The sequence below is a fragment of the Cupriavidus sp. HPC(L) genome (assembly GCF_000307735.3).
Lineage (GTDB): Bacteria > Pseudomonadota > Gammaproteobacteria > Burkholderiales > Burkholderiaceae > Cupriavidus.
In genome coordinates, this window is record NZ_AMPR02000053.1 from 1 (window position 1) to 11,692 (window position 11,692).

At 68.7% G+C, this 11,692-nt stretch carries 11 protein-coding genes; 9 read left to right on the plus strand and 2 right to left on the minus strand.

Annotated features, from left to right (window positions below):
- On the minus strand, window positions 1-746 hold a 746-nt coding region (locus B551_RS04610), incomplete at its 3' end, for an acyltransferase family protein (RefSeq protein ID WP_043437400.1).
- Between the two features lie 247 nt (window positions 747-993).
- Between B551_RS04610 and B551_RS04615 the strand changes: the two genes are divergently transcribed.
- The 9 genes from B551_RS04615 to B551_RS04655 all read left to right on the plus strand — a co-directional run bounded on the left by B551_RS04615 (window position 994) and on the right by B551_RS04655 (window position 10,202).
- Window positions 994-1,926: an amino acid ABC transporter substrate-binding protein gene (locus tag B551_RS04615; protein ID WP_043437398.1), complete on the plus strand. Its 933-nt coding sequence runs from the start codon at window positions 994-996 to the stop codon at window positions 1,924-1,926.
- Between the two features lie 183 nt (window positions 1,927-2,109).
- A complete protein-coding gene (locus B551_RS04620; RefSeq protein WP_006577877.1) occupies window positions 2,110-2,403 on the plus strand; it encodes a hypothetical protein in 294 nt (97 codons plus the stop codon).
- A gap of 378 nt (window positions 2,404-2,781) precedes the next feature.
- On the plus strand, window positions 2,782-4,509 hold the full coding sequence (locus tag B551_RS04625) for a glycosyltransferase family 39 protein (RefSeq protein ID WP_023263573.1): 1,728 nt from the start codon (window positions 2,782-2,784) through the stop codon (window positions 4,507-4,509).
- The gene (locus B551_RS04630; protein WP_006578534.1) at window positions 4,506-4,877 is read left to right on the plus strand and encodes an EamA family transporter; all 372 of its coding nucleotides are present in this window, start codon (window positions 4,506-4,508) and stop codon (window positions 4,875-4,877) included. The genes B551_RS04625 and B551_RS04630 overlap by 4 nt, the downstream gene beginning before the upstream one ends.
- 68 nt (window positions 4,878-4,945) lie before the next feature.
- Window positions 4,946-6,115 carry a DegT/DnrJ/EryC1/StrS aminotransferase family protein gene (locus tag B551_RS04635; RefSeq protein ID WP_006578535.1) on the plus strand — a complete coding sequence of 390 codons (1,170 nt, stop codon included), beginning with the start codon at window positions 4,946-4,948 and terminating at the stop codon, window positions 6,113-6,115.
- Window positions 6,094-7,293, plus strand: coding sequence for a glycosyltransferase (locus B551_RS04640; RefSeq protein WP_231906569.1), 1,200 nt, complete (start codon window positions 6,094-6,096; stop codon window positions 7,291-7,293). The genes B551_RS04635 and B551_RS04640 overlap by 22 nt, the downstream gene beginning before the upstream one ends.
- On the plus strand, window positions 7,281-8,225 hold the full coding sequence (locus tag B551_RS04645) for a formyltransferase (RefSeq protein WP_006578537.1): 945 nt from the start codon (window positions 7,281-7,283) through the stop codon (window positions 8,223-8,225). Before B551_RS04640 ends, B551_RS04645 begins: the two co-directional genes overlap by 13 nt.
- 13 nt (window positions 8,226-8,238) lie before the next feature.
- Window positions 8,239-9,291, plus strand: coding sequence for a bifunctional UDP-4-keto-pentose/UDP-xylose synthase (locus tag B551_RS04650; RefSeq protein WP_006578538.1), 1,053 nt, complete (start codon window positions 8,239-8,241; stop codon window positions 9,289-9,291).
- A 20-nt stretch (window positions 9,292-9,311) separates the two neighbouring features.
- A complete protein-coding gene (locus B551_RS04655; protein ID WP_006578539.1) occupies window positions 9,312-10,202 on the plus strand; it encodes a polysaccharide deacetylase family protein in 891 nt (296 codons plus the stop codon).
- A gap of 34 nt (window positions 10,203-10,236) precedes the next feature.
- Here the strand turns inward: B551_RS04655 and B551_RS04660 are convergent.
- Window positions 10,237-11,692, minus strand: a 1,456-nt coding sequence (locus B551_RS04660; protein WP_023263574.1) for a heavy metal translocating P-type ATPase, incomplete at its 5' end; no start/stop codon positions are given.

The window sequence follows — 11,692 nt, forward strand, 5'->3', positions numbered from 1 at the left end:
GAGCGCAGGTCGACCATCAGCGCGGCGATGCCAACCGCCGCCAGCGCCGCGAGCCACCAGCCGGAGCGCCCGGGGTTCGACGCCCAGTAGCCGAGCACGCCAAGTCCGTAGGCGCCAAAGAAATAGATCGCCCACATGTCCCAGTCCGCGTCCCGGTTGAACCAGAACAGCGAGGCCAGCGCGAGCGCTGCCACCAGTGCGGCGCCCACGCGGACCTGCCAGTCCGCGGGCAATCGGCGCGCCAGCCATAGCGTCAGCAACAGCAGCCCGAACAGCTGGAAGTCGATCGCGACATACCACACCCCTGCCGACAGCGCGTCGATATCGAGCACGTCGTGCAGCAGCAACAGATGCGCCAGCAGCTGCCCCCATTGCGGCGGCGCCGGGATCGACGGATGGTCCATGCCCTGCCGCGCCAGCGCCGCCGCGGCGATGGCCAGGCCGATCGCCGCGGCAAAGGGCACGGCCAGCTTGCGATAGCGCCGCAGCAGCGCCGCGAGCGGCCGCGGCGTGCGCAGCAGGCCGTCCGGGGCGAGGCTGCGTGCGGCCAGGAAGCCGCCGATCACCAGGAACAGCTGCACCGCGATGCGCGCGTAGTCGGCGAGCCAGTCGATCAAGGCGGGGGCGAGGGAATGCGCCGCATCGGACATCGGCCCGTAGAAGGCGAGGTGGTGCAGCACGATCAGTTGCGAGCCGATGGCCTTGAGCGCATCGATGCCGGCCAGGCGCGCGGGTTGCGAAGAGATGGAGGACAAGACGGAAACCGAACGGGAATTCGCCGCCCGGCCCCGACGCGCCCGTGCGCGGCGCGGCACCGGACCGCGTGGCCCGGGATTGTACCCGGGGCCACGTGCAGGCATCGGCATGTCGTTCCCTGCCGTTGCGTCCGGCTCGGCACATTGACCTAGGGTATTTACTTATGACGAAGTTGTCGTTCCCCCGGGACAAACCTATCGCTACCCTTGGGTCTTTGCTGTTTTCTATCGCCCCGCCATGTTGTCTTCCTTCCGCTCTTTCCGTCGCTCTCTTGGTTCGCTCCGCCCGGTGCTGCTCGCGGCCGCTCTGCTCGGCACCGGCGTCGCGCATGCCGCCGGCGCCGAGGCGCTGCACGGCCCGGTCCTCGACAAGATCCGCTCCAGCGGCACCATCGTGCTCGGTTACCGCGAGTCCGCGCTGCCGTTCTCGTTTGCCGACGACAAGGGCCAGCCGGCCGGCTACGCGGTCGACCTGTGCCTGCGCGCGGCCGAGGGCGCGCGCCAGGCACTGGGCCTGAAGGACCTGAAGGTCCGCTGGATGCCGCTGACCCCGCAGAACCGCATCCCGGGCATCGTCAATGGCCTGGTCGACCTCGACTGCGCGCCGAACACCAATACGCTGGAGCGCCAGAAGCAGGTCGCCTTCAGCGTCTCCCACTATGTGTCGACGGTGCGGATGCTGGTGCGCGCCGATTCCGGCATCGATTCGCTGGACGATCTGCGCGGCAAGACCGTGGTGACCAGCGCCGGCTCGACCGGCGACCGCCATGTGCGCCGGCTCAAGGGCCAGTACGGCTACCGCGACATCTACGCCAAGGACCATGGCGAATCGTTCCTGCTGCTCGAGTCCGGCCGCGCCCAGGCCTTCGTGATGGACGACGTGCTGCTGGCCGGCCTGCGCGCCCGCGCCAAGGACCCGTCGCAATTTGTGATCGTCGGCCCGGCGCTGTCGGTCGAGCAGAACGCGCTGATGCTGTCGAAGGCAGACCCGGCATGGAAGCAGCTGGTCGACCAGACGCTGGCCGGCGTCTACGGCAGCCCGCAGATCGAGGCGCTGCAGCAGCGCTGGTTCCAGAAGCCGATCGGCGCGCGCAATATCAACCTGGCGCTCGCCCCATCGGCCGAGGTTCGCGAGGCGTGGAAGCATCCGTCCGACGCCGTGACCGAATAGGCGCATACCGAAGCGCCGACGCGCGGCAATGCTCGCTTTCCATGAGCGCGACGCGCTGACCGCAGCCGATGTGACTCGCTTGACAGCCTCGAGACAGGTTGGAGACACTGGCGCGGGCGGCGTGTCGACGCCCGCCCATCGTCAGCCGCCCATCCGGTGGACGGCAACTTTCGAGGAGACATCATGAGCAAGTTCGTCGCGACGGCCATCGCGCTGTGCATCGGCATCGCCCCGCTGGCGGCGCACGCCCAGAACACCGGCGGCAAGAAGCAGTTCGACCCGTACTCGCAAGGCGCCAAGGCGGGCGATAAGTTCGACCCCTACAGCCAGGGCGCCAAGGCCGGCGACAAGTTCGATCCCTATACCCAGGGAACCAACCAGAGCACCCGCGCCGACCTGGCGCCGGGCCAGGACGAGGGCAAGAAGAACGGCCACAACAAGGCGAAGAAGGCCAAGCCCGCCAAGCCAGCCAACTGAGATCGGTGCACGGGCCACCCCGCGGGCGGCCCGATCCCATCCGGATATCCGATGCGGGATATCCATGCGGGATATCCCATGCGGATATCGATGCGAATCCAGAACCCGCCGCGCGCGGGTTTTTTTGCGCCCGCGTTTTGACACGCCTGCGAAGCGCCAAGAAGTGCCATCCAAAGCACAGGACATATGTCCCGGGCCGCCCGAAACCCGCTCGCGAGACCCGTGTAGGACATTTTTCGGTATCGAGCGTCATAGCTTTCGCACAAAATGCGAACTTCGCCGTTGACACAGGCGTCGTAAGCACCACACGGAGCGCATGGCTCCGTAGCGGGTTGTCAGCAAGCGGCCAAGGCCGCGCCGCACCGTTTCAGGAGTTTCATGCGCCGTTTTCCGACCACGCAAGCCGCCGGGTTGTCCGCGGCGGTGATCGCCCTGGTCGTCCTCTATATCGTCCTGCTGTGGTTCGGGACGCTGGACGCCCGCCATCTGCTGCGCTCCGACGAAGGCCGCTATGCCGAGATCGCGCGCGAGATGTTCGCCAGCGGCGACTGGGTCACGATTCGCTACAACGGCGTCAAGTATTTCGAGAAGCCGCCCTTTCACCTGTGGGTGACGGCGCTGACCTATACCGCCTTCGGGCTCGGCGAATGGCAGGCGCGGCTGTGCGTGGCGCTGTCGGGCTTCGTCGGCCTGCTCGCGTCGATGTGGGCGGCCGGCCGCTGGTTCGGCGCGCGCGCCGGCTGGCTGACCGGGCTGGCGCTGGCGGCCGCACCGATGTGGAGCGTCGCCGCCCACTTCAATTCGCTGGACATGACGCTGGGCGGCGCGCTGGCCTGCGTGCTGGCCTGCATGCTGCTGGCGCAACACCCCGACACCACGCCCGCCGCCCGGCGCGGCTGGATGCTGGCCTGCTGGGCCGCGATGGGCGTCGCCATCCTGACCAAGGGTCTGATCGGAATTGCACTGCCCGGGCTGGTGCTGGTCGTGTACACCGCGATCACCCGCGACTTCGCGCTGTGGCGCCGTCTGCATCTGCTGTGGGGCGCCGCGCTGCTGCTGGCGATCACCGTGCCGTGGTTCTGGCTGATCGCCGAGCGCAATCCGGAATTCCTGCGCTTCTTCTTCATCCACGAACACTGGCAGCGCTACACCACCAGCGTCCATCATCGCCAGGGCCCGGTGTGGTACTTCGTGCCCCTGCTTCTGGCCGGCTTCCTGCCATGGCTGGCGCTGGCGCCCGGCATCTGGCGCGCGGTGCGCCGCGAGCGCACCGAAGCCGCGCAGCCGGCAGGCGCCGCCCCGCTGCGCCCCGCGCTGCTGATGCTGGTCTGGGCCGGCGCCATCATCGTGTTTTTCAGCCTGTCGAACTCGAAGCTGCCCGGCTACATCGTGCCGATCTTCCCGGCGCTCGGCATGCTGGCCGGGGTCGCGCTGGACCGCATTGGCGACACCGGCTGGCGGCGCCTGCTGCTGCTGATGCTGGCCGTGTCGGTGCTCGGGCTGGCCGCCACGCCGGTGGTCGCCACGCTCGATTCGGACAACACGCCCAACGCCTATTACCGGGTCTTCGCGCTGTGGATCGGCGCCGCCTTCGTCGTGATGTTCGCCGGCGTGCTGCTCGCCCACTGGCTGGCGCGGCGCAACGGCAGGCTGGCCAGCATCGTCTGCTATGGCCTGGCGATGTACACCAGCTTCACGGTCGCGCTGCTCGGACACGAAGTGATGGGCCGGCGCACCTCCGGCATCGACCTGGTGCCGGCGATTCAGCAAGTGCTGAAGGACGACATGCCGTTCTATGGCGTCGGCATGCTCGACCACACGCTGCCGTTCTACCTGCGCCATCCGCTGACGCTGGTCTGGCATCCCGACGAGCTGCAGTTCGGCCTGCAGCAGGAACCGGACAAGTGGATTCCGACGCTGGAGGGCTTCGCCCAGACCTGGCGCAGCGGCCGCCCCGCGGTGGCCATCATGTCGCCGGAGATGTACACCAGATTGCAGGCTCAGGCGTTGCCGATGTATCGGGTCGCCGAAGACGTGCGCCGCGTCGTGGTCACCAATTTCGCCCCGCCGCCGGCCGCTACCCGCGCCATTCCTTCGAACCGATGACGATCACTACCTTCGCTTTCATCCTGACCGGCGTGCTGCTGAACGCCTGCGCGCAACTGCTGCTCAAGGCCGGCGTCAATGCGGTCGGCGCGATCGCGCTGGACCGTGCCACGCTGTTCGATACCGCGCTGCGCGTGCTGGCCCAATGGCCGGTGCTGGCCGGCTTGACGCTCTATGTCGCCAGCGTCGCGGTGTGGATCGTCGGTCTATCACGCGTCGATGTATCGATGGCCTATCCGATGCTGTCGCTCGGCTATGTGGTCAACGCGGTGGCCGCATGGTGGCTGTTCGGTGAGATGATCGGACCATTGCGGATGGCCGGCATCCTGCTGATCCTGGCTGGCGTGTTCCTGATCGCGCGTTCCTGACCTCCCTGTTCCTGACCTCCCCCGTTCCTCGCCACCGATCCACGCCGACGTCCTTGCCGATTCGCCCGATGCCCGCTTCCACCCGATCCGCCGAACCCTTCCTGCCCTTCGTCAGGCCCGACATCGACGCGGACGCGATCGCGGCGGTCGGCGAAGTGCTGGCCTCGGGCTGGATCACCTCCGGCCCGAAGATGCAGGCCTTCGAGGCCGCGCTGTCGGCGCTGTTCGACGGCCGGCCGGTGCGCACGTTCGCCAATGGCTCGGCGACGATGGAGATCGCGCTGCGGATCGCCGGCATCGGTCCCGGCGACGAGGTCATTACCACCGCGATCACCTGGGTCGCCACCGCCAACGTGATCGTCGCGGTCGGGGCGCGCCCGGTCTTCGTCGACATCGATCCGCGCACCCGCAACCTCGATCTCGACGCGGTCGAGGCCGCGATCACGCCCCGCACCCGCGCAATCCTGCCGGTCTATCTGGCCGGCTTGCCGGTCGACATGGACCGTCTCTACGCGATCGCCCAACAGCACGGCCTGCGCGTGATCGAGGACGCCGCGCAGGCGATCGACTCGCGCTGGCGCGGCCGGCGCATCGGCAGTTTCGGCGACCTGGTCAGCTTCAGCTTCCAGGCCAACAAGAACATCACGACGGTCGAAGGCGGCTGCCTGGTGATGAACGACGAGGACGAGGCGCTGCGCGCCGAGCGGTTGCGGCTGCAGGGCGTGATCCGCAGCGGCGTCGATGGCATGGACGTCGAGGTGCCGGGCGGCAAGTTCAACCTGACCGACGTCAACGCCGCGATCGGGCTGGCCCAGCTGCCGCGGCTCGGCGCGATCACCGCGCGCCGTACCGCGCTGGCCCGCGCCTACATGGACGCCGCCGCGCGGCATGGCCTAGCCGAACTCGGCATCGAGCTGCCGGTCGCCGGCGACCCCGCGACAGCACTGTCGAACTGGCATATGTTTCAAGTGGTACTGCCCGCCGAGCGCCTGCGGGGCGGGCGCGCCGGGGTGATGCAGGCCCTGCGCGAGGCCGGCATCGGTACCGGCGTGCACTACCCCGCGCTGCATCTGTTTACGTACTACCGCTCGCTGGGCTGGCGCGACGGCATGCTGCCGCACGCCGAGCGCATCGGGCGGGGCATTCTCACGCTGCCGCTCTTCCCGGCCATGCAAGAGGCCGATGTCGAGCGCGTCTGCGCCACGCTGAACGACACATGCAAACGTCTGCTTCCGTAACTTCCGAGCTGGTGTCCTGCGCGATGCCGCATCCGCTGCCGGGTCAGCCCTCCCGCATTCGCGACGACGAGACCGCGCCGTTGCCCGGCCGGCCCTCGCCGCCGCGCGCCCGGCCGATCGAGGTGTCGGTGGTGATCCCCGTCTATAACGAGGAGGCCGGCCTGCAGGCGCTGTTCGACCGGCTCTATCCGGCGCTCGACGGCCTGGGCACCAGCTACGAGATCGTCTTCGTCAACGACGGCAGCACCGACCGCTCGGCCCAGATCCTGGCGCGGCAATTCCGCCAGCGGCCCGAGGTCACGCGCGTGGTGATGTTCAACGGCAATTTCGGCCAGCACATGGCGATCCTGGCCGGCTTCGAGCATGCGCGCGGCCGCATGGTGATCACGCTCGACGCGGACCTGCAGAATCCGCCCGAGGAAATCCCGCGGCTGGTCGAAGCGATCCGCGCCGGCCACGACTATGTCGGCACGATCCGCCGCCAGCGCCATGACAGCGCGTTTCGGCGAGTCGCCTCGTTCGCGATGAACCGGCTGCGCGAGCGGATCACGCATATCCGGATGACCGACCAGGGGTGCATGCTGCGCGCCTACGACCGCAGCGTGGTCGATACCATCAATGCCTGCCGCGAGGTCAATACCTTCATCCCCGCGCTGGCCTACACGTTCTCGTCGAATCCGGTCGAGATCGAGGTCGGCCACGAGGAACGCCACGCGGGCGAATCGAAATATTCGCTGTACCAGCTGGTGCGCCTGAACTTCGACCTGGTCACCGGCTTCTCGATCGTGCCGCTGCAATGGTTCTCGATGATCGGCACGGCGCTGTCCCTGCTGTCCGGCGTGCTGTTCGTGGTGCTGCTGGTGCGCCGTTTCCTGCTGGGCTCGGAGGTCCAGGGCCTGTTCACGCTGTTCGCCTTCAACTTCTTCCTGGTCGGCATCATGCTGTTCGGCATCGGCCTGCTGGGCGAATATGTCGGCCGCATCTATCAGCAGGTACGCGACCGGCCGCGTTATCGGATCAAGGCGATTCTGGATGCGTCGCAGGGCGATGGGGTGCGCGGCGAAGGCGGGCGCCGCGCGGCGCAGGACGATTGGAGCGGGCTCGACGAGTTCGGCGAAGGTGGAGAGCCCGCTCGCCTCGATCCGCGTCATGACCGGAAGCCGCCATGCGCGCCGTAGTGTTCGCCTACCACAACGTCGGCGACCGCTGCCTGCGCGTGCTGCACACGCGCGGCGTGGAGGTGGCGCTGGTGGTCACGCATCGCGACCGTCCCGATGAAACGATCTGGTTCCGCCGCGTGGCCGACACCGCCGCGGAGCTGGGCCTGCCGCTGGTGTATGGCGACGATCCGAACGATCCGGCGCTGGCCGCCGCGGTCAAGGCGGCGCGGCCCGACCTGCTGTTCTCGTTCTACTACCGCGCGCTGATTCCGCCGGCCTTGCTGGCGCTGGCACCGCACGGCGCCTTCAACATGCATGGGTCGTTGCTGCCGAAATACCGCGGCCGGGTGCCGGTCAACTGGGCCGTGCTGCATGGCGAGACCGAAACCGGCGCGACGCTGCACGCGATGGAGGCGAAGCCCGACGCCGGCGATATCGTCGCGCAGACCGCGGTGCCGATCCTGCCGGACGACACCGCGCAGCAGGTCTTCGACAAGGTCACCGTGGCGGCCGAGCAGACGCTGTGGCGCGTGTTGCCGGCGATGCTGGCCGGCAACACGCCGCGCCGTCCCAATGTGCTGGCCGAAGGCAGCTATTTCTCGGGCCGCCGTCCCGAGGACGGCCGCATCGACTGGCGGAAGCCGGCGGCGGCGGTCTACAACCTGATCCGCGCGGTCGCGCCGCCCTATCCCGGTGCCTTCACCGAATGGAAGGGCCACCGGCTGGTGGTCGAACGCGCGCGCCGCCCGTTGCCGGCCGAGATGCCGCCCAGGCAGGTGCTGGCCGGTCTCCCCCCCGGTCTGCACGTCATCGACGGCCGCATCGTCGGCCTATGCGGCGACGGCGGCCTGGTGCTGATCGACGCGCTGTCCGACGCGCTGTCCCGCGGCAACGCACCGCTGTCCCCGGCCGCGCTTGCCGCGCTGCTGCAGTCTTCTCCTCAAGCCTGAAGTCCGGAAGTCCATGAAGAAAGTCCTGATCCTCGGCGTCAATGGTTTCATCGGCCACCATCTGACGCGACGCATCCTCGAAACCACGTCGTGGGAAGTCTATGGCATGGACATGTCGACGGCCCGCCTGGGCGAGCTGGTCAACCATCCGCGCATGCATTTCTTCGAGGGCGACATCACGATCAACAAGGAATGGATCGAGTACAACATCCGCAAGTGCGATGCCGTGCTGCCGCTGGTGGCCATCGCCACGCCGGCGACCTACGTGCGGCAGCCGCTGCGGGTGTTCGAGCTGGACTTCGAGGCCAACCTGCCGATCGTCCGCGCCGCGGTCAAGTACCGCAAGCACCTGGTGTTCCCGTCGACATCGGAGGTCTACGGCATGTGCGGCGACGAGGCGTTCGATCCCGAGTCCTCGCCGCTGGTCTACGGTCCGATCAACAAGCCGCGCTGGATCTATGCCTGCTCCAAGCAGCTGATGGACCGCGTGATCCACGCCTATGGCATCGAGCAGGGCCTGAACTACACGCTGTTCCGGCCGTTCAACTGGATCGGGCCGGGGCTGGATTCGATCTTCGAGTCGAAGGAAGGCAGCTCGCGCGTGGTCACGCAGTTCCTCGGCCATATCGTGCGCGGCGAGCCGATCCGGCTGGTCGACGGCGGCGCGCAGCAGCGCGCGTTCGCCGATATCTCGGACGGCATCAGCGCGCTGATGCGGATCATCGAGAATCCCGGCGGCATCGCCAGCGGCAAGATCTTCAATATCGGCAACCCAGGCAACGTCCATTCGGTGCGCGAGCTCGCCGAGATGATGCTGCGGATGGCCGCCGACTATCCCGAGTACGCCGAAAGCGCGCGCCATAGCCGGATCCTGGAAACGTCGTCGGGCGAGTTCTACGGCAACGGCTACCAGGATGTGCAGCACCGCGTGCCGAAGATCGACAACACGATGCGCGAACTCGGCTGGCAGCCCACGGTGACGATGGCCGAATCGCTGCGGCGGATCTTCGAGGCCTATCGCGAGAAGGTGATCGAGGCCCGCACGCTGGTGGATTCGGGAAACTAGGCCGGCGAGGCACGACATCGATGGCCACGATCGCCCTGAAGGTTGACGTCGACACGCTGCGCGGCACGCGCGAGGGCGTGCCGAAGCTGATCGCGCTGCTGCGCGCGCACGACGCCCGCGCGACCTTCCTGTTCAGCCTCGGACCGGACCATACCGGCTGGGCGCTGCGGCGCGTGTTCCGCCCGGGATTTCTGCGCAAGGTGTCGCGTACCTCGGTGGTCTCGCACTACGGCCTGCGCACGCTGATGTATGGCGTGCTGCTGCCGGGCCCGGACATCGGCCTGCGCGCGGCCGAGGCGATGCGCGCGGCGCGCGGCGCCGGCCACGAATGCGGCATCCATACCTGGGACCACGTCTACTGGCAGGACCACGTGCGCTCGCGCGACGCCGCGTGGACGCGCGCGCAGATGCGGCGGGCGTGGCAGCGTTTCGAAGCGGTGTTCGGCGCGCCCCCGGCCACGCACGGCGCCGCCGGCTGGCAGATGAATGCGGAAGCGTTCCGGCAGCTCGACGATTGGGGCCTGCGCTATGCGTCGGATGGCCGCGGCACCGAGCCCTATGTGCCGGTGCTCGACGGCAAGCCGTGCCGTCACGTGCAGCTGCCGACCACGCTGCCGACGCTGGACGAATTGATCGGCGCCGATGGCATCGACGAGGGCAACGTGCACGAGGCGCTGCTCTCGCGCACCGAAGACGGCCGCGACCAGGTCTTCACGCTGCATGCGGAACTGGAGGGCGGCAAGCTGGCCCCGGTGTTCGAGCGTCTGCTGCAGGGATGGCGCCGGCAGGGACATCGGCTGGCGCCGCTGGCGGCGCTGTACGGGCAGCTCGATCGCAATCGGCTGCCGCAGTTGCCGCTGGCCTGGGGCACGGTACCGGGGCGCAGCGGCGAGCTGATCGTCCAGCGCTGAAGCGGAATCTGCCGACGCTGGCGCGCGCCGGCGCTCAGCGCAGCCGCCCCGCCAGCCGCAGCCCGTTGAACACGACCAGCAGGCTCGCGCCCATGTCGGCGAACACCGCCATCCACATCGTGCCCAGCCCCGCCACGGTCAGCGCCAGGAATACCGCCTTGATGCCGAGCGCCAGCGCGATGTTCTGCGCCAGCACCGTGCCGGTGCGGCGCGACAGCCGGATAAAGGCCGGGATCTTGCGCAGGTCGTCGTCCATCAGCGCGACGTCGGCGGTCTCGATTGCGGTGTCGGTGCCGGCCACGCCCATCGCGAAGCCGATGTCGGCGCGCGCCAGCGCCGGCGCATCGTTGATGCCGTCGCCGACCATGCCGACACGGCCATGCGGCGCACCCTGCCTTGCAGCGGTCTGCGCGGTCAGCGCCGCGACGGCCTCGGCCTTGTCCTGCGGCAGCTGATTGCCGCGGGCCTCGTCGATGCCGACCTCCGCCGCAATCGCTTGCGCCGTATGCGGGTTGTCGCCGGACAGCATCATCGTGCCGACGCCGAGCGCGTGCAGTTCGGCGATGGCATCGCGGCTCGTCTGCTTGACGGTGTCGGCGACCGAGAACAGCGCATGGACACCGAGGGCACCCGGATCGCCGCCCGCCAGCAGCACCACGGTGCGGCCCTGACGCTCGATCGCCTCGAGCCGTGACTCCAGCGCCTCCGAGCACAGCCCCATCTCGTGGATCAGCCGATGATTGCCGAGCCAGTACGGATGGCCGTCGACCTTGCCTGCGACACCGCGGCCCGGCAGCGCCTCGAAGTCCTGAACGTCCAGCGTCTCGACGCCCTCGCGCCGCGCCGCCGCGGCGACCGCCGCCGATACCGGATGGTCCGAACGCGCGGCCAGGCTCGCCGCGATCGCGCGGGCGCGCTCCGGTGCGCCGGACAGCAGCGCGTAGTCGATCTGCTGCGGCCGGCCGTGCGTGATGGTGCCGGTCTTGTCCAGCGCCAGCCAGCGCAGCGATTTGCCCTGCTCCAGATAGACGCCGCCCTTGATCAGGATGCCGTGGCGCGCGGCCGCGGCCAGCGCGCTGACGATGGTGACCGGCGTCGAAATGACCAGCGCGCACGGACAGGCGATCACCAGCAGCACCAGCGCCTTGTAGATCCAGTCGAGCCAGGCGCCGCCGGCCAGCAAGGGCGGCAGTATGGCGACCAGCAGCGCGATCACGAAGATCGTCGGCGTGTAGATGCGCGCGAAGCGGTCGACGAAGCGCTGCGTCGGCGCGCGGCTCGCCTGCGCCGCCTCGACCGCGTGGATGATGCGCGCCAGCGTCGAATCGGAGGCCGGCGCGGTGACTTCGTACTCGAGCTCGCCGGTCTGGTTGATCGAGCCGGCGAACAGCAGATCGCCGGCCTGCTTGTCGACCGGCACGCTCTCGCCGGTGATCGGCGCCTGGTCCAGCGCCGACTGCCCGCGCAGCACACGGCCGTCGAGCGCGACG

What these genes read in the sequence shown, in the direction of transcription:
- B551_RS04655 (WP_006578539.1), top strand. Translation starts at nt 9,312, where the DNA reads ATGGCCACGATCGCCCTGAAGGTTGACGTCGACACGCTGCGCGGCACG.
- B551_RS04630 (WP_006578534.1), top strand. Translation starts at nt 4,506, where the DNA reads ATGACGATCACTACCTTCGCTTTCATCCTGACCGGCGTGCTGCTGAAC.
- B551_RS04635 (WP_006578535.1), top strand. Translation starts at nt 4,946, where the DNA reads ATGCCCGCTTCCACCCGATCCGCCGAACCCTTCCTGCCCTTCGTCAGG.
- B551_RS04645 (WP_006578537.1), top strand. Translation starts at nt 7,281, where the DNA reads ATGCGCGCCGTAGTGTTCGCCTACCACAACGTCGGCGACCGCTGCCTG.
- B551_RS04620 (WP_006577877.1), top strand. Translation starts at nt 2,110, where the DNA reads ATGAGCAAGTTCGTCGCGACGGCCATCGCGCTGTGCATCGGCATCGCC.
- B551_RS04615 (WP_043437398.1), top strand. Translation starts at nt 994, where the DNA reads ATGTTGTCTTCCTTCCGCTCTTTCCGTCGCTCTCTTGGTTCGCTCCGC.
- B551_RS04650 (WP_006578538.1), top strand. Translation starts at nt 8,239, where the DNA reads ATGAAGAAAGTCCTGATCCTCGGCGTCAATGGTTTCATCGGCCACCAT.
- B551_RS04625 (WP_023263573.1), top strand. Translation starts at nt 2,782, where the DNA reads ATGCGCCGTTTTCCGACCACGCAAGCCGCCGGGTTGTCCGCGGCGGTG.
- B551_RS04640 (WP_231906569.1), top strand. Translation starts at nt 6,094, where the DNA reads ATGCAAACGTCTGCTTCCGTAACTTCCGAGCTGGTGTCCTGCGCGATG.